The organism is Streptomyces sp. TOM-9 (assembly GCF_056858595.1).
Genome location: NZ_JBXEQB010000001.1, coordinates 6,176,891 through 6,195,810, shown reverse-complemented (window position 1 = coordinate 6,195,810; position 18,920 = coordinate 6,176,891). Strand labels below are relative to the sequence as shown.

The window sequence follows — 18,920 nt, the reverse complement described above, 5'->3', positions numbered from 1 at the left end:
CTGTGACAACGCCACCTCCCACGAATATGAACGATTTGTCCGGGATGTCTTGCTACGTTGCGTCCCATGACCGCCCCCGCCCCCGGGACCTCGCCACCGGCCCTCGCCGTGCCCCCCGTCCGGCTGCCCCGGCGCCGGGGCGTCGAGCTGGCGCTGCTGGTCGGCGCGGTGCTGATCCCGGTGTACGGCTACTGCGCCGTGGGCCTCGCGCACGACGGCGCCGTACCGCAGGGGGCGGCCGGCTACGGCGCGGCGCTCGGCGGGCTGGCGCTGGTGGCCCATCTGGCGGTGCGCCTGCGCGCCCCGTACGCGGACCCGCTGCTGCTGCCGATCGGGGTGCTGCTCAACGGCCTCGGCCTGGTCCTGATCTACCGCCTCGACCTGGAGACCCCCGACGCCGCCGCCCCGGCGCAGTTGGTCTGGTCCGGGCTGGGCGTCGCCCTGTTCATCGCGGTCGTCCTGCTGCTGCGCGACTACCGCGCCCTGGCCGGGTACGCGTACCTGGGCGTCGTGGCGGCCCTGGTGCTGATGATCGTGCCGAGCCTCTTCCCCGCCGTGAACGGCGCCAGGATCTGGATCCGGGTCGCGGGCTTCTCCTTCCAGCCCGGCGAGTTCGCGAAGGTGCTGCTGGCGGTCTTCTTCGCGGCGTACCTCGCGGACAACCGCGCCGCGCTCGCGTACGCCGGCCGGCAGGTCCGGCGGTTCCGCCGGCTGCAGCTGCCGACCGGCCGGGTGCTGGGCCCGGTGCTGGCGGTCTGGACGATCAGCCTCGGCGTGCTGGTGGTGGAACGCGACCTGGGGACCTCGCTGTTGTTCTTCGGCCTCTTCGTGATCCTGCTCTACGTCGCCTCCGGCCGCACCGGCTGGATCGCGATCGGGCTGCTGCTGTCGGCGGCCGGCGCCTTCCTCGTCGGCACGCTCGAACCGCACGTGCACTCCCGGGTGGCGGACTGGCTGCACCCCTTCGCCAGCATCGAGGCCGGACAGGGCCCGGGCCAGCTGGCGCAGTCGCTGTTCGCGTTCTCCGCCGGAGGGCTGCTGGGCACGGGCCTGGGCGAGGGGCACTCGATCCTGATCGGCTTCGCGGCCAAGTCCGACTTCATCCTGGCCACGGCGGGCGAGGAGCTGGGCCTGACGGGGCTGACCGCGCTGTTCCTGCTGTACGGACTGCTGGTGGCCCGGGGCTACCGGGCGGGGCTGGCGGTCCGCGAGCCGTTCGGCAGGCTGCTGGCCGTGGGGCTGGCCTCGATCGTCGCGCTGCAGGTCTTCGTGATCGCCGGCGGGGTGACGGACCTGATCCCGCTGACCGGGATGGCGATGCCGTTCCTGGCGCAGGGCGGTTCGTCGGTCGTCACCAACTGGGTGATCGTCGCGCTGCTGATCCTGCTCAGCGACACCGCCCGCCGCCCGCCGCCCGGCCCGGACACCGGCCGGACCGCCGGCCGGGCCACCGGCGGTGGGGCGGCCGCGGCGTGACCCCGTACGCCCGCCGGGCCGCGGCGCTGTGCCTGCTGCTCCTCGTCGCCCTGCTGGTGAACGCCATCCGGGTCCAGGTGGTGCGGGCCCCCGCGTACGACGCGAACCCCGCCAACCGGCGGGTGCCGATCGACCGTTACGCGCAGCCGCGCGGCGACATCCTCGTCGGCAGCCGGCCCGTGACCGGCTCCCGGTCCACCGGCGCCCAGCTGGACTGGGTCCGCACCTACGCCGACGGCCCGCTCTACGCGCCCGTGACCGGCTTCTCCTCCCAGACCTACGGCACGGCCCTGCTGGAGGCCGCCGCGGACGACGTCCTGTCCGGCTCCTCCCCCGGGCTGTCGGCGCTCCCGCTGTGGAACGCGGTCAGCAGGGCGCCGCAGCGCCCGGGCGACGTCCGCACCACCATCGACCCGGCCGCCCAGCAGGCCGCGTACAAGGCGCTGGGCGGCAAGAAGGGCGCGGTCGCCGCCCTCGATCCGGCGACCGGCCGGATCCTGGCGCTGGTCAGCACGCCCTCCTACGACCCCGCGACGATCGCCGGCACCGGCCCGGAGGCGCTCGGCGCCTGGCACCGGCTCGTCACCGCCGAGGACCAGCCGATGCTCAACCGGGCGCTGCGCCAGACGTACCCCCCGGGTTCGACCTTCAAGACGGTGACGGCGGTCGCGGCGCTCGCCTCCGGGGCGGTCACCGACGTCGGGAAGCCCACCGACTCCCCGGACCCCTACCGCCTTCCGGGCACGACGACGACGCTGGGCAACGAGTCGGCGTCCGCGGGCTGTGAGGACGCGCCGCTGCTCCACGCGTACGTCGTCTCCTGCAACACCGTCTTCGGCAAGCTCGGCGACGACGTGGGGCTGCGGGCGATGCGCGAGACGGCCGAGGCCTTCGGCTTCAACGACCCCTCCATCGGGGTCCCGTCGCACCCCGCGGTCAGCGTCTTCGACCGCCGCATGGACCGGGCGCAGCTGGCGCTGTCGTCCATCGGGCAGTACGACACCCGGGCCACCCCGCTGCAGATGGCGATGGTCGCGGCGGCCGTGGCCAACGACGGCACGCTGATGTACCCGCACCTGGTGGACCGGACCACCGACGGCGCCGGCCTCCCGCTGGAGATCACCGGTGAGCGGGCCTACCGGCAGGTGATGGACGCGACCGTGGCCTTCGTGATGCAGGACATGATGGTCGCCGTGGTGCGGCACGGCACGGGCCGCAACGCCGCCCTGCCCGGCGCGGTGGTGGGCGGCAAGACGGGCACGGCGCAGCACGGTGAGGACAACCGCGGGAACCCGTTCGCCTGGTTCATCTCCTGGGCGAAGGAGGGCCGGGGGGCCCCGGCGAAGGTCGCCGTCGCCGTCGTCGTGGAGGACGCCGCCGCGGACCGCGCCGACATCAGCGGCGGCGGCAAGGCGGCCCCGGTCGCCCGCGCCGTGATGCGCGCGGTGCTGGGACGCTGATCCCGTGCCCGGCCGCGGTCAGTCCTGGGCGCCCAGCGCGATGGCCTGCTCGACCTCGGCGGCCCGCTCGGTCTCCTCCTGGGCGAAGCGCTCGGCGTCGAGCTTCTCGGCGATCTCCTCGTCCTGGGCCATCAGCAGGTCGAGGTTGGAGTCGCCCATCTCCAGGACGCCCATGTCGACGTAGGCGCGCTGCAGCCGCTCGCCCCACAGCCCGATGTCCTTCACGCACGGCACGATGCGGCTGAACAGCAGCTTGCGGAAGAGCTGCAGGTACTCCGAGCGCTCGCTCAGCTCCTCGGCCTCCTGCCGCGGGATGCCGAAGTCCTCCAGCACCTCGGCGCCGCGCAGCCGGTCGCGCATGAGGTAGCAGCCCTCGATGACGAACTCCTCGCGCTCGCGCAGTTCGGCGTCGGACAGCTGCTTGTAGTGGTCGCGCAGCGCCATCCGCCCGAAGGCGACGTGCCGGGCCTCGTCCTGCATGACGTAGGCGAGGATCTGCTTGGGCAGCGGCTTGTCGGTGGTGTCGCGCAGCATGCCGAAGGCGGCCAGCGCGAGCCCCTCGATGAGCACCTGCATCCCCAGGTACGGCATGTCCCAGCGGGAGTCGCGCAGGGTGTCGCCGAGCAGGGCCTGCAGCGAGTCGTTGATCGGGTAGACCATGCCGACCTTCTCGCGCAGGAAGCGGGAGTAGATCTCGGCGTGCCGGGCCTCGTCCATGGTCTGGGTCGCGGAGTAGAACTTGGCGTCGAGGTCGGGCACCGACTCCACGATGCGGGCGGCGCAGACCATGGCGCCCTGTTCCCCGTGCAGGAACTGGCTGAACTGCCAGGACGCGTAGGCACGGCGCATGTCGCGCTTGTTCCGCTCGGACATCTTGTCCCAGTAGGGGGTGCCGTAGACGGTCATGTTCTGGTCCGGCACGCCGAGCGGGTCGTACGGGTCGACCTCGATGTCCCAGTCGATGCGGGTGACCGCGTCCCACTGCTTGTCCTTGCCCTTCTGGTAGAGGGCGAGCAGCCGGTCGCGCCCGTCGTCGTACTCCCAGGAGAAGCGGGCGGCTCCGGAAGCCGGGATCTCCCACAAGTTGTCCTGCGACGGCATTGGCGTCTCCTCGACTCTTGACGGGCTTGCTGACACACAGTCTCATAAGAGCATGACCGCTGGCACCCCTCTTGCAACGCGTGAAAAAGTGGCGGAGCGGCTGCTCGACGCCTCCGCGAAGCACTCCTTCGACCCCGACACCGAGCTGGACTGGGACGCCCCGTTCGAGGACGGCGCGTGGTTCTGGCCGCCCGAGCTGTGCTCCCTGTACGACACCCCGCTGTGGAAGCACATGTCGCAGGAACAGCGGATCGAGCTGAGCCGGCACGAGGCGGCGTCGCTGGCCTCGATCGGCATCTGGTTCGAGATCATCCTCATGCAGCTGCTGCTGCGGCACTCCTACGACCTGGACCCCACCAGCGGGCACGTCCGCTACGCGCTCACCGAGATCGCCGACGAGTGCCGCCACTCGAAGATGTTCGCGCGGCTGGTCACCCGGCTCGGCACACCCGTCTACAAGCCCTCGCGCACGGACCACAACCTCGGGCGGGTGCTGAAGACCGTCTCCACCACACCCGGTTCCTTCACCGGCACCCTGCTCGCCGAGGAGATCCTCGACTGGATGCAGCGGCTGACCTTCCCGGACGAGCGCGTGCAGCCGCTGACCCGTGGCGTCACCCGCATCCACGTGGTCGAGGAGGCCCGGCACATCCGCTACGCCCGTGAGGAGCTGCGCCGCCAGATGAGCTCGGCGCCGCGCTGGGAGATCGCCTTCACCCGGATCTCCTCCGCCGAGGCCGCACGGGTGATCGCCCGGTCGCTGATCAGCCCCCAGGTGTACGCCTCGGTCGGGCTCGACCCCCGGTACGCCGCCGAGCTGGCCCGCACCAGCCCGCACCGCCGCGACGTGATGCGGCAGGCGGCGCGGAAGCTGATGGACTTCCTGGAGGAGATCGGCATGTTCGAGGGTCCGGGCGTACGGCGCATGTGGCGCAGCTCGGGACTTCTCGGGTAGCACGGCGCGCGGGCGGATACGCTGGCGTTCATGAACGGCAGTTCGACGCCGGCGCCCGCCGCCGCTCCCGCCTACCGCCGGCTGAGCGTCGAGCAGCGCCGTACCCAGTTGCTCGCCGCCGCCGTGGACCTGTTCGGGCACCGCAGGCCCGAGGACGTCTCGGTCGACGACGTGGCCGCGGCCGCCGGGGTCTCGCGTCCCCTGGTCTACCGCTACTTCCCCGGCGGGAAGCAGCAGCTGTACGAGGCCGCCATGCGCAACGCCGCCGAGGAGCTGCGGACCTGCTTCGTGGAGCCCGCCGAGGGCGAGATGACCCAGCGCCTGTCCAACGCGCTGGACCGCTACCTCTCCTACGTGGACGAGCACGACGCGGCGTACTCCGCCCTGCTGCGCGGCGGCAGCGTCGCGGAGACCAGCCGGACCGACGCCATCGTGGACGGCGTCCGGCGCGGCGCGGCCGAGCAGATCCTGATGCACCTGGGCGCGCCGCACCCCGGACCGCGACTGGCGATGATGGTGCGCTCCTGGATCGCCAGCGTCGAGGCCGTCTCGCTGACCTGGCTGGACGAGGGCAAGCAGCCCCCCGCCCAGGAGCTGCGGCGGTGGCTGGTGGACCACTTCATCGCGCTGCTGCTGGTCAGCTCCACCACCGACCAGGAGACCGCCGAGGTCGCGCTGGCCGCCCTGGAACGGGAGAGCGCGGGCAGCCCCGCCGGGGACCTGGCCCGCCGGGTGACCCCGCTGGCCCAGGCAGTCGCACATCTGCTCCCACCTGCCGTTTCCTGAACGTGGCCCCCTCCCCAGGGCCTACCCTGACCCCGTGAGGCATGAGGACACGGAATTCGTCGGAGGGCCGCTGGACGGCCGGGTGCTGGGGGTGCTGACCGGCATCACCGGGCAGCCCCCGAAGGTGTACGAGGTACCGGTGCCGCAGGAGGACGGCGCACCCCCCGTCGTGCACGTCTATCATCGCGAGCCCAGCCCCGGCCCGCGCGCGCAGCGCCGTACGCGCTGGGTCTTCGTCTACGACCCGGAGGGGAACCGGCCGGAGAAGCCGCGCTGGCCCTGGTCGAAACCGCGGACGTGAGCCGCAGGGGCGGTCGCGCGGGCGGACCGCCGCCGGACGGGTGATCCGGGTGACCGGCCATGGGGATGGTCCGGACCATTGACAGGATTGGTCCAGACCTGTTTGCTGCGAGTTGTCATGCGCACTTCTTCTCGCCCCCGAAGGAGCGGCCCCCCATGAGACACCTCGTCGCCGCGACGGCGACCCTCGCCTGCACCGCCGTCCTCGGCGGGCTGGTCGCCCTCGCCCCCACGGCGCACGCCGGTGAGTTCCTGGTCAACGGAGGCTTCGAGTCGGGCAACCTGTCCGGCTGGAGCTGCGACTCCGGCACCACCCAGGTGGTGACCGGGCAGGCGAAGAGCGGCAGTCGCGCCCTCGCCGGCACCCCGAGCGGCACCGGGACCGCGCAGTGCAAGCAGACGGTGGGCGTCGCCCCCAACACGGCGTACACCTTCTCGGCGCAGGTCAAGGGGAGTTACGTCTACATCGGCGTGGACGGCGGCACCAGCACCTGGACCCCGGGCACCGGCGGCGCCTACCAGCAGCTGAACGTCAGCTTCACCACCGGCCCGAACCAGACCAGCGCGACGGTCTACGTCCACGGCTGGTACGCGCAGCCCACGTACTACGCCGACGACCTGTCGCTGACCGGGCCCGGCGGCCCGACGCCGAGCCCGACCCCCACCGACCCGACGCCGACGCCGACCCCCACCCCGACCCCCACTCCCACGCCGACCCCCACCCCGACCGATCCGACGCCGTCCTCCCACGCCCTCGTGGGCTACCTGCACTCCAGCTTCGCCAACGGCTCCGGCTACGTCCGCATGGCCGACGTCCCCGCGAGCTGGGACTACATCGACCTCGCCTTCGGCGAGCCCACCTCCACCACCTCCGGCGACATCCGCTTCAACCGCTGCCCGGTCGCCGAGTGCCCGAACGTGGAGTCCGACGCGGAGTTCAAAGCCGCGATCAAGGCCAAGCAGGCGCAGGGCAAGAAGGTGCTGATCTCCATCGGCGGCCAGAACGGCCAGGTCCAGCTCACCACCGCCGCCGCCCGCGACGCCTTCGTCAGCTCCGTCGGCAAGATCATCGACACCTGGGGACTGGACGGTCTCGACATCGACTTCGAGGGCCACTCGCTCTCCCTCAACGCCGGTGACACCGACTTCAGGAACCCGACCACCCCGGTCGTGGTCAACCTGATCTCCGCGCTGAAGACCCTCAAGGCCAGGTACGGCGGCGCCTTCGTGCTGACCATGGCCCCCGAGACCTTCTTCGTCCAGCTCGGGTACCAGTTCTACGGCCCGGGCCCGGCCGGCGCCCAGGACCCGCGGGCCGGCGCGTACCTGCCGGTGATCCACGCCCTGCGCGGGGATCTGACGCTCCTTCACGTCCAGGACTACAACTCCGGGCCGATCATGGGACTGGACAACCAGTACCACCAGATGGGCGGTGCCGACTTCCACATCGCCATGACCGACATGCTGCTCACCGGCTTCCCGGTCGCGGGCAACACCTCCCGGGTGTTCCCGCCGCTCTCCCCGTCGCAGGTGGCCGTCGGCCTGCCCGCCAGCAGCAACGCGGGCAACGGCTGGACCACCCCGGCCGAGGTGAACAAGGCGCTCGACTGCCTTACCCGGAAGGTCAACTGCGGCGGCTACACCACCCACGGCACCTGGCCCGCGCTGCGCGGCCTGATGACCTGGTCCGTGAACTGGGACAAGTACAGCAACTGGGAATTCCAGCGGAACTTCGACACCTATTTCGGATGACGCCGGACGAACGGGTGGCTCCGCGACCGGCGGAGCCGCCCGTTCCGGCCCGTCCCTCTGTCGCAGCCGACCCGATCATGTAAGGATCTACCCGCACGTATCGGTGGAACAGGCGGAGGTGACGGGATGTCAGCAGCACACCGGCCCAAGGAGTGGGTGCGCAGGGCACTCGTCTGCGGGACGCTGCTGGCCGCCGCGGCGCTCGGGATCCCCGCCCAGGCCTACGCCGCTCCCGACGATCCGGTGCCGGACGACCGGACGCTCGTCGTGCTGCTGGAGCAGCTGCAGGACCTCTACCACAAGGCCGAGCAGGCCACCGAGACCTACGACCAGGCCAAGGCCGAGCTCGACGAGAACCAGAGCAAGGCCGACCGCCTCGACCACCAGCTCGCCGAGGAGCGCACCGCGCTCAGTGACGCCCGCGCACTGGCCGGGCAGCTGGCGCGGGAACAGTACAAGTCCGGTGGCGTCTCCCCGTACCTCAACCTGCTGCTCAGCAAGGACCCGCAGGACGCCTTCACCCAGGGGCACATGCTCGACCGCGCCGCCGGCAGCCAGGCCGAGCTCGTCGCCCAGCTGGAGAACGGCGAGAAGCGGATCGCCGCGCTCAACCGGGCCCAGCAGCACGCGCTGGACGGTTCGGAGCAGCTGGAGGAGAAGCAGCGCGAGGCCAAGGAGGACATCGAGCGGCAGCTGGCCGACGTCGAACGGATCCTCGCCGGACTGACCGGCGCCCAGATCGAGGACCTCCAGCAGCTGGAGCAGCAGGGCATCGACCAGGCGCAGGCGGCCTTCCTGCGGTCCGGCCGGCTCGGCAGCACGGCACTCGCGCCGTCGAAGGCCGGCAACCGGGCGCTGAGCTTCGCCTACGCCCAGATCGGCAAGCCCTACGTCTGGGGTGCCGAGGGCCCGAAGGCGTACGACTGCTCGGGCCTGACCTCGCAGGCCTGGGAGCACGCGGGCACCACCATCCCGCGCACCAGCCAGGAGCAGTGGAAGCAGCTGCCGCACGTCCCGCTCAACCTGCTGCGCCCCGGCGACCTGGTGGTCTACTTCCCCGGCGCCACCCACGTGGCGATGTACATCGGCAACGGCATGGTCATCCAGGCCCCGCGCCCGGGCGGCTTCGTCAAGATCTCCCCGATCGCCGCCAACCCGGTCCTCGGCGCCGTCCGGCCGGACTCCGACGACCCGTCGATGAAGCACTACGTCTCCCCCGTCGCCCCCAAGTCGGCCCACGACCCGACCCCGCTCGGCGGCGCCTCGAACTCCTGAGGCCGCGGTGTGACCAGGGCCTCAGCGGCATCGGACAGACCTGTCTGTTAGTTTTGCCGTGAGGGGCCCGCCGGGCCCCGGCGAGGACCACGGTGAGCACCATGCCCACGACGGCGAAGCGCCCCCCGGCGCGCGAGCGCATACTGACCACGGCCGAGGCGCTGTTCGCCGCGCACGGCCTGCGCGGCGTGGGGATCGACCGGATCATCGCCGAGTCGGGCGTGGCCAAGTCCACGCTCTACGTCCACTTCCCCTCCAAGGACGAACTGGCCGCCGCGTACCTGCGCAGGGTCGACGACTCCTGGCGGGGCAGGCTGCGCGCCGCCGCGCTGGCGGCCGGGGACGATCCCCGCGAGCAGTTGGTGGGCCTGTTCGACGCCGTCTCGGCCTCGTACGAGCGCCACGGCTTCCACGGCTGCCCCTTCATCAACGCCGCCGCGGAGAGCGAGCCGGGCAGCCTGCCGCACGAGGTGACCTTGGTGCACAAGCGGGCCGTGCGGGCATGGGTGCGCGGGCTGGCCGAGGCGGCCGGCGCCGCGGACCCCGACGAGCTGGCACTGCAGCTGACCCTGCTCGTCGACGGCACCCTGGCCGCGGGCAAGCTCGAACAGGACCCGGCGATGCCGGCCGCCGCCAAGGCCGCGGCGCGGGCCGCGGTCGAGCGGGCCTGCCCGCCCGCCGTCTGATCCCGGCCGCGCCCTCGTCCGCACCATGGGGACGAGGGCGTTCCTTCGACCCTCATCAAACAGACCTGTCTGTTCGAAAGGACATCCGATGACCTCCTCCCGCCCCCCGGTGGCCCCCACCATGCGCGCGGTCCTGCTGGAAGAGTTCGGCAGCCCCCTGATCCTCGGCGCGATCCGCACCCCCGCACCCGGCCCCGGCCAGGTGCTGGTCCGGATCGCGGCCTCCGGGGTGAACCCCCTGGACACCAAGATCAGTGCCGGGAAGGCCGCCCACGCCCGCACCCGGCCGCCCGCCGTGCTCGGCCTCGACCTGGCCGGTGTCGTCGAGGAGGTCGGGGCGGACGTCACCGGCCTCGCACCCGGGGACGAGGTCTTCGGCATGACCGGCGGGGTAGGCGACCTCCAGGGGTCGCTGGCCGAGTACGCGGCCGTGGACGCCCGGCTGCTGGCCCGCAAGCCCGCCGCGCTGACGATGCGTCAGGCAGCGGCGCTCCCCCTGGTCTTCATCACCGCCTGGGAGGGCCTGGTGGACCGGGCGGGCGTGCACGAGGGGCAGAAGGTGCTCGTCCACGGCGGCGCCGGCGGCATCGGGCACGTGGCCGTGCAGCTCGCCCGGGCCCGCGGCGCCGAGGTCTTCGCCACCGGCTCGCCGCGCAGCCTGGAGACCATCGCCGCTCTCGGTGCGACCCCGATCGACCGCACCGCCACCCCGGTCGACGCCTACGTCGCCGAGCACACCGGCGGCGAGGGCTTCGACGTCGTCGTCGACACCGTCGGCGGGGAGACGCTCGACGCCTCCTTCACCGCGGTGCGCACCTACACCGGCCATGTGGTGAGCGCCCTCGGCTGGGGCAGCCACAGCCTCGCGCCGCTGTCCTTCCGAGGTGCCAGCTACTCCGGGGTCTTCACGCTGCTGCCGATGCTCACCGGCCGCGGGCGCGAGCACCACGGCGGGATCCTGCGCGAGGCCGCCGCCCTCGCCGAGGCCGGGGCGCTGCGGCCGCTGGTCGACCCGCGCCGCTTCACCCTGGCCACGGCCGCCGAGGCGCACGGCGTGGTCGAGCGCGGCGAGGGCCGGGGCAAGGTCGTCGTGGACGTCGCCGGGTGACGGTGCCCGGCGGTCAGCGGCGGTAGCAGTACGAGTCCGAGGAGGCGTCGCCGCCTTCCAGGCGCGTCTGGTGCACCCGCAGTCCCCGGAAGTCCGGGCCGTGCGGGAAGAAGCCGCTGTCGACGCGGAGCCCGCCGCGTGAGGTGTCGGCGTCGAGCTTGACCATCCACGGGTCGATGCCCTCGGGGTAGAACTGCGCGTCCCAGGCGGCGTACAGGGAGTTCGTCACGTACACCCGCCGTCCGTCGCGGCTGAGCTCGACCATCTGCGCTCCGCCGCTCAGCGGGACGTCCGGCTCCGCGGGGTGCGTCTGCCGGCCGGTGATGCCGCCCAGCCGCACGGACGCGGTCCGCCTCGGCCGGAGCGGGTCGCCCACGTCGTACTGGTGGAGGTCACCGGTCCCCCACGCGGAGACGTACAGCCACCGGTCGTCCACCGACAGGTCGATGTCGGTGATCAACGGGGGCACGGCGCCGAACGGCCGCAGCGCGGGGGGCAGGTCCTCCGCCCGGGCGGGCTCGGCGGGCAGGGTGATCACCTTGCGGACCGTGAAGTCGCCGCCCTCCCGGGTCCACAGCCACACCGACGCCGACAGGTCCTCGACGTCGACGACGGTGTTCACGAACCCCCAGGTGGCCTCGGGGTCGTGCGAGGGGCGCAGCTCCAGCACCATCTGGTTCTCGTCCCCCAGGTCGACGCGCTGCAGGTGCCGGCCCGTGTCCAGGTCCCAGAAGTGCACCGCGTGCCCGTAGCGGCGGTCCAGCAGCAGTTCGGGCACGAGCCCGTCCTCGATCATCGAGGGGCTGCCCCACTCGCTGGTCACGGCGATGTTCTCGCGCAGGTGCCACCAGACGTCGTAGGCGAGCGACTGCGGTCCGCGCTCGCTCTCCCAGGCCCGCAGCACGTCGAAGGTCTCGTGGTCCAGCAGTGCGACGCCGCCGGGCCCGTCCGCGCCGTCCGCGCCGCCGAGGCAGGACAGGAACACCCCGTCGGGGCCGCAGTGGAGGGTGTGCGGCCGCGAGTAACCGGCCCTGGCGGCGAGCTCCCCGGCCTCGACGACCTTGACCAGGCGCGGGCGGGTGGGATCGGGGCCGGTGTCGAGGACGTGCAGCCGGGAGGAACGCAGGCCCGGGACGATCAGGTAGCGCCGCGCGGCGTGGTGGTGGCCGGGGTGGGCCAGCGCGCTCGAGCAGGCGTTCCAGCCGAAGTGGTGCAGTTCGTCGCCCCGGTCGGGCATCTCGACACGGGCGGCCACCTGGCCGTACACCGGGGATCCCGGATCGGTGACGACGGTGAACAGGGCGTCCGGGCGCTCCCCGGCCGGGTCGAACCCGACGACGTAGGCGAGCTTCTCGGCGGCCGCGGCGACGGCGTCCGCCGGGGTGCGGTACAGGGTGGGGTCACGGTGGCCGTCGCGGTCGTGCTCGGTCGTCGTCATGGCTGTTCCCTCTCCCGTACGGGAGCCCGGACCAGGGGCCTTGCGGCGGACGACCGGGCCCGGCCGTGCGGGATCTGTGTGCGGACGCCGGACAGATGTCCCGTACGACGAGCGTTTCACAGCCCCGGAGAGGTGCCAAGGCGGGACCCGGGGCGCCCGGACGGCCCGCCCCGCGCCGGGCCCGGTTGCCGGGACGCGGGCGGCGCTGGACCGGATGCCGGGGCCGGTAATAGGTTGCGGCCTCGTGACCCGCGACGACGCCATCGCCATGTCCCCGCCCGTGCGGCCGGCCGAGGGCGAGCCGGTCTTCGTCCCGAAGGCGACGACCGTCGTCGTCGTGGCCGCGCTCGGGACCTGTGTGCTGGTGAACGCCGCGCTGCTCGTCGCCCGGCTGCTCCTCGACCGCGCCGCCGGCGGCTCGGCCGCCGCCCTCGCGCGCGGCGACGAGGTCGTCGCCCTCACCGGTCTGAGCCATCTCGCCTTCGTGCTCACCGGGGTCGTCTTCCTGCGCTGGCTGTGGCAGATGCGGGTGAACGCCGAGGCGCCGGCGCCCGGCGGCCACCGGATGCGTCGCGGCTGGACCACGGGCGCGTGGCTGATACCGCTGGTCGGCTTCGTCCTGCCCAAGCGGATCATCAACGACATCTGGGCCGCCAGTTCCCCGCCCGGACGCCCGCGGCGCACCAGTGTGCTGCTGACCTCGTGGTGGCTGCTCTTCGTGGCGGCGCAGCTCCTCGCCTCCCCCTCCGCCACCACGGGCCCGCCCGCGGCGGAGACGGCCGGCGCCGCGCTCTACGTCCTGGCGGGGGCGCTGTGCATCGCCGTGGTGCTGCGGCTCGCCGCGATGCAGCGGTCGCGCCTGCGGGCCTGAGGGCGGCGGGCCGTCCGGCGCCGGCGGCGTGCACCGCCGGCGCCCGGGCCGTCAGGCCCCGGCGGCCGAGGCCAGGTAGGCGGAGGTCGCCGCGGGGTCGTAGAAGTACGACTCGTAGTCCGACGGGTCGTCGAAGCCGTTGGCGAAGCGGTTCGCGACCGCCGGCAGCTGCCCGGCGGCACCGATCAGGCCCAGGATGTGCTCCGGCGGCGGGCCGAGGAGGGCGTTGGTCCACTTGGTCACCGGCTCGGCGGTGGCCCAGAAGCGGGCGAAGGCGGACTCCATCCAGTCCCGGTCGAAGGGCTTGTCGCCGTGCTCGACGATGGCGTCGAGGTAGGCGGCCGCGCACTTGGAGGCGCTGTTGGAGCCCTGCCCGGTGATCGGGTCGTTGGCCACGACGACGTCGGCGACGCCCAGCACCAGCCCGCCGGAGGGCAGTTCGGCGACGGGGTGCCGGACCACCGGCGCGAAACGCCCGGCCAGGGTGCCGCCGGCGTCCGTCAGCTCGACGTCACGGGCGCGGTCGTACTCCCACGGAAGGTGACGCTGCATCAGTTCAAGGGTGATGCGCAGGTGTTCCTGCGGGTCCTTGACACCGCCGAAGACGTCGAGCGGACCGCCCGGGAGCCCCTCCCAGAAGAGGATGTCGCAGGGGCCGGAGGTGGTGAACGCCGGGATCACGATCAGTTCGCCGGCGCCGGGCACCATGTTGAGCCGCACCGCGTGGAAGTCGGGGTGCTCCGGGCGCGGGCCGAGGCCGTGCACGTAGGCGACGGCCAGCGCACGCTGCGGGCTGTCGTACGGGGAACGCTCGGCGTCCCGGCCGAACATGGAGACCAGCTCGCCCTTGCCCGCCGCGACCATCACCAGGTCGTAGGCGCGGGAGAAGTAGTCCAGGTCGCCGACGGTCACGCCGTGCACGACCAGCTTGCCGCCGCGCTCGACGAAGGTCTCCAGCCAGCCGGCCATCTTCACCCGCTGGTCGACGGACTGCGCGTACGCGTCGAGGCGTCCCACCCAGTCGATGGGCCGTGATCCGTCGGGGGCGGCGACGGAGACCCCCAGGCCCTCGATCCGGGGGGTCTGGTCCTCCCAGAAGCCGAGGCCGAGGTCGCGCTCGTGGCCCAGCGCCGTGCCGAACATGCACTGGGTGGACATGACACGCCCCTGGCGTATCTCGTCCGCCGTGCGGTTGGACATGACGGTGACCTCGTATCCCCGGGACTGCAGGCCCAGGGCCAGTTGGAGCCCGGACTGGCCGGCTCCCACGATCAGTATCTTGCGCAAGGCGGCATGCTCTCTCGTACGGTGCGGCTGGGATGCGTCCGGCGGGCGTCCCCACGACCCCGCCGGAAGACTGCTACTCCGGCTGGGCGACGAGGGCCTGCTTGACCAGGGCCAGCAGTACCTGGATCACCGACTGTCGGTCGCGGGCGTCGCATATCACCACCGGGATCTCGTCCGGCACGGCGAGCGCCTCGCGGACGTCGATCTCGTCGTAGGCGGTGGTGCCCTCGAAGCGGTTGACCGCCACGGCGTAGGGCAGGCCGCTGCTCTCGAAGTAGTCCAGTGCCGGGAAGGCGTCGGCCAGCCGGCGGGTGTCGGCGAGGACGACGGCGCCGATCGCCCCGCGCACCAGGTCGTCCCACATGAACCAGAAACGCTGCTGGCCGGGGGTGCCGAACAGGTAGAGCACCAGCTCCCGGTCGAGGGTGATCCGGCCGAAGTCCATCGCCACCGTGGTGGTGGTCTTGTCCGGGGTGGACCCGAGGTCGTCGATGTCCTCACTGGCACTGGTCATCACCGCCTCGGTGGTGAGCGGGGTGATCTCCGAGACCGTGCCGACGAAGGTGGTCTTGCCCACGCCGAAGCCGCCCGCCACCACGATCTTGGTCGAGGTGGGGGCCTGGCTCACGTCCAGCTGCCACTCCTGCAGGCCGTCTTCTTCCGCGAGGGACGACATGTCAGAGCCTGCGAAGTCCACCGAGAACCCTCTCCAGCAGTGCGCGATCCGGGGCGCCGGGCCCGTGCCCGGTCCCGTACACGCGGATCCTTCCCTGATCGGCCAGGTCGCTGAGCAGCACCCGGACGACGCCGAGCGGCATGCGCAGCAGCGCCGAGATCTCCGCCACCGAGCGCATCCGGCGGCACAGCTCCACGATGGCCCGCATCTCCGGCATGACGCGCTCGGCCCAGCTGCCCGAGGTCAGCTCCCTGCGTTCGGTGGAGGCGTCGATCGTCGCGACGAAGGTCTCCACCAGCAGCACGTGGCCGAAGGACGTACGGCCGCCGGTCAGCGCGTACGGGCGCACCCGGGCGGCCCTGCGCCCGGCACCCCGTACGGGGAGGACGGCGGCCGCCCGGGCCGCGGCGATCACCGGACGGCGCATCAGCGGCCCCCCTCGATCGCCTGGCGCAGCTCCGTGCGGAGCGCCGGGGTGAGCACGTGGCCGGCCCGGCCCACGAACAGGGCCATGTGGTAGGCCACCACGCTCATGTCGCACTCGGCGTCCGCGTGGACGCCGAGCAGCGAACCGTCCCCGATCGTCATCACGAACACGCTGCCGTTCTCCATCGCCACCCCCGTCTGGCGCACGCCGCCGCCGTCCATCAGGCGCGCGGCGCCGTCGGTCAGCGAGGCGATGCCGGAGACCACCGTGGCCAGGTCGGCGGAGGTGCCCGCCGGGCCCTTGGGGCGTCCGCCCGCGCCGTCCTCCGCGGCTTCGTCAGCCGCGTCGGCCTCGTCCTCGGGCTCCGAGGTCAGCAGCAGCAGTCCGTCCGAGGACACGACGGCCACGGAGCGGACCCCGGGCACGTCCTCCACGAAATTGCTCAGCAGCCACTGGAGGCTACGTGCCTCGTGGCTCAGGCCCCGTTCACTCTGGGTGTCCGTACCGGCCGACATCAACCGCGTGCCTCCTCGACGCCTTCGGCTTCGACTTGTTGGTGTCCCCCCGAACTGCCTTCTGCCGCGGCCGCGTCCGCGGCCGCCCTCGGCGCGGGCAGGCCGCGCCGGATCTCCTGCGTCTCGGCCTCGGCCTCCGCCCGGCCGTCGCGCAGACCCCGGGCGAAGCCGCCGAGCTTGCGCCGCAGCTCCTCCGGGTCCACCCCGCCGCCCTGCTGGGCCCGCCCACGGAGCTGCGGTTCACCCGACAGCCCCGTGGACCGCGGCACCCGCTGCGGGAGCCCCTTGGCGGTCAGCGCCACGCCGTCCGGCACCTCCACGGAGGCCGGAGCCGGTGCCGCGGGCGGCGCAGCGGGCGCCTCGGCGGCTTCGGCCGGTGCCGGCCCGGTTTCCGGGGCCGGTGTCGGGGCGGGGGCGGGCTGGTCGGCGCGGGCGTGCTCGATGGCGTCGCCCCCGGGTCCGGGCGCCTCATCGGGCGCCGGCTCCGTCACGGGCTCCACGGCCGCCGGTGCCGTCCGCGCCGCCTTCCCGGCCTGCTCGGCGCGTGCGCTCCGCAGCGCCGTGCCCGGCTGCCACGGCTCGCCCGCGACGGCCGCCTCCACGGGGGTCTGCGGGCCGTCCGGGTCCTCCGCCGGCGCGGTGAGCGCCGCGGGGACGACCACCACGGCGGTGGTGCCGCCGCGCTTGGCGTCTCGGAGCTGGACGCGGATGCCGTGCCGGGCGGCGAGCCGGGCGACGACGTAGACGCCCATACCGGTGGCCTCGCCGCCGGAGGCCTGCTCCGCGGGTTCGGCCTGCGTCAGCAGCGCGTTGAGCTCGTCCAGCCGGGCCGTGGGGATGCCGATGCCCTGGTCCTCGACCGACAGCATCAGCTCGCCGCTCTCCAGCATCCAGCCGGACAGCTCCACCTCGGTCTCCGGCGGGGAGAACGCGGCCGCGTTCTCCAGGAGCTCGGCGACCAGGTGGCTGAGGTCGTCGGAGGCGAAGCCGGCGATGCGTCCCGCGGGCAGCTGCTGGATGCGGACGCGCTCGTACTTGTCGATCTCGGAGACCGCGGCGCGCGCCACGTCGACCAGCGGGACGGGCTTGGGCTGCGCGTGACCGTGTTCTGCTCCGGCGAGCAGCAGCAGGTTCTCGCTGTTGCGGCGCATGCGGGTGGCCAGGTGGTCCAGCTTGAACAGCTGGGCGAGCTCGTCCGGGTCGTGGACCAGTTCCTCCAGCCGCTCGATCAGCGTGAGCTGGCGCTCGACCAGACCGAGGGTGCGCAGCGTCAGGTTGACGTAGGTGCCGTGGACGTTGCCCTGCAGGCTGCCCAGGCGCGTGGTGAGCGCCTCCTGCCGGCCGTGCAGCAGGTCGCGTTCCGCGGCGAGGGCGTCCCGCACGCCCTGGAGCTTGGTGTGTTCGGCGTCCTGCGCGGCGACGCGCTCGCGCAGCCCGGCGACCTCGGCGCGGAGCGCGTTGACCGCCCGGGCCGTCGCCGCGAACTCGTCGGAGCCGACGATCCTGACCTGCTCCCCCGCGGGGACGTCCCCGCGGGCGAAGCGATTGAGCGCGGCGGCCGGCCGGGTGATGGAGCGGGCCGTGGAGACGCCGACGCCGAGGACGAGCAGGAAGCACACGGAGGCGAGGGCGACGTGGAGTTCGAGGGCCGTCACGTCGTCGTCGCGCAGCGCGGCGAGCCGGTCGGCGGCGGCGGCCGCGAGCGAGGACTCGACGCCGCGCATCATGTCGATCCGCGCGGAGAGCGCCGCCTGGACCGCTCCCGGCTTGAGCGCGCGGTCGGCGGCGGACAGCGAGGAGCTGTTCAGCAGCTGCTTCAGGCGCTTGTCGGCCTGGTTGACGTCGGAGCCGGTGACCGTCTGGTCGTACTGCTCGACCGCGGCCTGCGAGGCCCCGCCGCGGAAGTCGGCGAGCGCGGACCGCTCGCTGACGGCGGCGGTCTGCGCGGCACCGATCAGGGCGGACTCCCCGCCGCCCGCGGTGAGCGCGCCGACCAGCAGGCCGCGCTGGACGGAAGCCTGGTCGACGGCGCGGGCGAGTCCGGGCAGCGCGGTGGTGTCGGCGGAGGCGCCGCGGGCGGGCAGCGAGCGGGCGACGGCGGCGCCGACCCCGTTCAGCGCCCGGATCGCCGGGTCGTAGGCCGCGACGGCCGCCTCGGCGGAGCCGGGGCCGGAGAGCACCTTCTGCCGGACGGCGGGGAGTTCCCCGAGCTGCCGGACGACCTCGGCGGTCGCGTCGGCGAAGGCCGGGGCGTCGTCGGTGTCGGTGTCGGCCGCCGCCGTCAGCACCTCCTGGACCTGGCGGTCGACCCGCTCCCGCTGGGCCTCGGAGACGCCCGTGCCGCCCTCGGTGGAGCGGCCGCCGGCCACGAAGACGGCCATGCCGTCGCGTTCGTCGGCCAGGGCGTGGGACAACGAGACCGCCTGGGCCTCCAGCCGCGCCATGCCGACCAGCCGCTGGGACTCGGCCAGATCGCGCACGCCCGTGGCCACGCCCGGGGCGGAGGCGGCCAGGACCGTGACGGCGCAGATCAGCAGGGCGCCCAGCAGTCTCTGCCGTACGCGCTTGGTCCGCGGGTTACGTCGTGTTCGCACCGGTGCTCGCTATCCCGTCTCGCCTGGTCCACTGGTCCCGAGATGACGACACATCGGCCGAGCGCCGAGCACGGCAACGTCTGGCCTCATCCCGGCATCGTCCCGACCTTCTCAGGCCGGCCCGGAATGCAGATGTGCGTCCCCCGCCTCGACACCCGAACGAGTGAATCGCAACGACAAGTTGACGTTCAACTCCCCGGCTGGATCGTTACG

The 18,920-nt window shown here is 73.1% G+C and carries 17 protein-coding genes; 10 read left to right on the top strand and 7 right to left on the bottom strand.

Annotated elements, in window-relative coordinates; genetic code table 11:
* Positions 1 to 66 precede the first annotated feature (66 nt).
* Together AC1VWI_RS29060 and AC1VWI_RS29055 are read left to right on the top strand one after the other, a co-directional pair.
* Positions 67 to 1,476: an FtsW/RodA/SpoVE family cell cycle protein gene (locus AC1VWI_RS29060; protein ID WP_499513948.1), complete on the top strand. Its 1,410-nt coding sequence runs from the start codon at positions 67 to 69 to the stop codon at positions 1,474 to 1,476.
* Positions 1,473 to 2,936 carry a penicillin-binding transpeptidase domain-containing protein gene (locus AC1VWI_RS29055; protein WP_499513947.1) on the top strand — a complete coding sequence of 488 codons (1,464 nt, stop codon included), beginning with the start codon at positions 1,473 to 1,475 and terminating at the stop codon, positions 2,934 to 2,936. The genes AC1VWI_RS29060 and AC1VWI_RS29055 overlap by 4 nt, the downstream gene beginning before the upstream one ends.
* Before the next feature lie 18 nt (positions 2,937 to 2,954).
* On the opposite strand, the gene AC1VWI_RS29050 is transcribed toward AC1VWI_RS29055, so the two are convergent.
* A complete protein-coding gene (locus AC1VWI_RS29050) occupies positions 2,955 to 4,037 on the bottom strand; it encodes a ferritin-like domain-containing protein (protein WP_499513946.1) in 1,083 nt (360 codons plus the stop codon).
* 52 nt (positions 4,038 to 4,089) lie between these two features.
* Here AC1VWI_RS29050 and AC1VWI_RS29045 point away from each other — a divergent pair, with 52 nt between their 5' ends.
* The 7 genes from AC1VWI_RS29045 to AC1VWI_RS29015 all read left to right on the top strand — a co-directional run bounded on the left by AC1VWI_RS29045 (position 4,090) and on the right by AC1VWI_RS29015 (position 10,899).
* Positions 4,090 to 4,992, top strand: a complete 903-nt coding sequence (locus AC1VWI_RS29045; protein WP_499513945.1) for an AurF N-oxygenase family protein — start codon at positions 4,090 to 4,092, stop codon at positions 4,990 to 4,992.
* 30 nt (positions 4,993 to 5,022) lie between these two features.
* Positions 5,023 to 5,778, top strand: a complete 756-nt coding sequence (locus AC1VWI_RS29040) for a TetR/AcrR family transcriptional regulator (protein WP_499513944.1) — start codon at positions 5,023 to 5,025, stop codon at positions 5,776 to 5,778.
* A gap of 34 nt (positions 5,779 to 5,812) precedes the next feature.
* The gene (locus tag AC1VWI_RS29035; RefSeq protein WP_499513943.1) at positions 5,813 to 6,079 is read left to right on the top strand and encodes a DUF8847 domain-containing protein; all 267 of its coding nucleotides are present in this window, start codon (positions 5,813 to 5,815) and stop codon (positions 6,077 to 6,079) included.
* A 155-nt stretch (positions 6,080 to 6,234) separates the two neighbouring features.
* Positions 6,235 to 7,830 carry a chitinase gene (locus AC1VWI_RS29030; RefSeq protein ID WP_499513942.1) on the top strand — a complete coding sequence of 532 codons (1,596 nt, stop codon included), beginning with the start codon at positions 6,235 to 6,237 and terminating at the stop codon, positions 7,828 to 7,830.
* Between the two features lie 126 nt (positions 7,831 to 7,956).
* Positions 7,957 to 9,105 (top strand): C40 family peptidase, encoded by a 1,149-nt coding sequence (locus AC1VWI_RS29025; protein WP_499513941.1) that lies wholly within the window; start codon positions 7,957 to 7,959, stop codon positions 9,103 to 9,105.
* Between the two features lie 101 nt (positions 9,106 to 9,206).
* Positions 9,207 to 9,791: a TetR/AcrR family transcriptional regulator gene (locus tag AC1VWI_RS29020; protein ID WP_499513940.1), complete on the top strand. Its 585-nt coding sequence runs from the start codon at positions 9,207 to 9,209 to the stop codon at positions 9,789 to 9,791.
* 88 nt (positions 9,792 to 9,879) lie between these two features.
* A complete protein-coding gene (locus AC1VWI_RS29015; RefSeq protein ID WP_499513939.1) occupies positions 9,880 to 10,899 on the top strand; it encodes a zinc-dependent alcohol dehydrogenase family protein in 1,020 nt (339 codons plus the stop codon).
* Between the two features lie 13 nt (positions 10,900 to 10,912).
* On the opposite strand, the gene AC1VWI_RS29010 is transcribed toward AC1VWI_RS29015, so the two are convergent.
* The gene (locus AC1VWI_RS29010; RefSeq protein WP_499513938.1) at positions 10,913 to 12,337 is read right to left on the bottom strand and encodes a selenium-binding protein SBP56-related protein; all 1,425 of its coding nucleotides are present in this window, start codon (positions 12,335 to 12,337) and stop codon (positions 10,913 to 10,915) included.
* 244 nt (positions 12,338 to 12,581) lie between these two features.
* Here AC1VWI_RS29010 and AC1VWI_RS29005 point away from each other — a divergent pair, with 244 nt between their 5' ends.
* Complete coding sequence (locus AC1VWI_RS29005) at positions 12,582 to 13,208, top strand: DUF4328 domain-containing protein (protein ID WP_499513937.1); 627 nt, start codon at positions 12,582 to 12,584, stop codon at positions 13,206 to 13,208.
* 51 nt (positions 13,209 to 13,259) lie between these two features.
* Here the strand turns inward: AC1VWI_RS29005 and AC1VWI_RS29000 are convergent, their stop codons facing one another.
* From AC1VWI_RS29000 to AC1VWI_RS28980, 5 genes are all read right to left on the bottom strand, one after another.
* Positions 13,260 to 14,495, bottom strand: coding sequence for a styrene monooxygenase/indole monooxygenase family protein (locus AC1VWI_RS29000; RefSeq protein WP_499513936.1), 1,236 nt, complete (start codon positions 14,493 to 14,495; stop codon positions 13,260 to 13,262).
* A 73-nt stretch (positions 14,496 to 14,568) separates the two neighbouring features.
* Positions 14,569 to 15,171, bottom strand: a complete 603-nt coding sequence (locus AC1VWI_RS28995; RefSeq protein ID WP_499513935.1) for a GTP-binding protein — start codon at positions 15,169 to 15,171, stop codon at positions 14,569 to 14,571.
* 1 nt (position 15,172) lies between these two features.
* A complete protein-coding gene (locus tag AC1VWI_RS28990) occupies positions 15,173 to 15,598 on the bottom strand; it encodes a DUF742 domain-containing protein (protein WP_499513934.1) in 426 nt (141 codons plus the stop codon).
* The gene (locus AC1VWI_RS28985; protein WP_499513933.1) at positions 15,598 to 16,113 is read right to left on the bottom strand and encodes a roadblock/LC7 domain-containing protein; all 516 of its coding nucleotides are present in this window, start codon (positions 16,111 to 16,113) and stop codon (positions 15,598 to 15,600) included. Before AC1VWI_RS28985 ends, AC1VWI_RS28990 begins: the two co-directional genes overlap by 1 nt.
* Positions 16,113 to 18,707 carry a sensor histidine kinase gene (locus tag AC1VWI_RS28980; RefSeq protein WP_499513932.1) on the bottom strand — a complete coding sequence of 865 codons (2,595 nt, stop codon included), beginning with the start codon at positions 18,705 to 18,707 and terminating at the stop codon, positions 16,113 to 16,115. Before AC1VWI_RS28980 ends, AC1VWI_RS28985 begins: the two co-directional genes overlap by 1 nt.
* Positions 18,708 to 18,920: the final 213 nt, after the last annotated feature.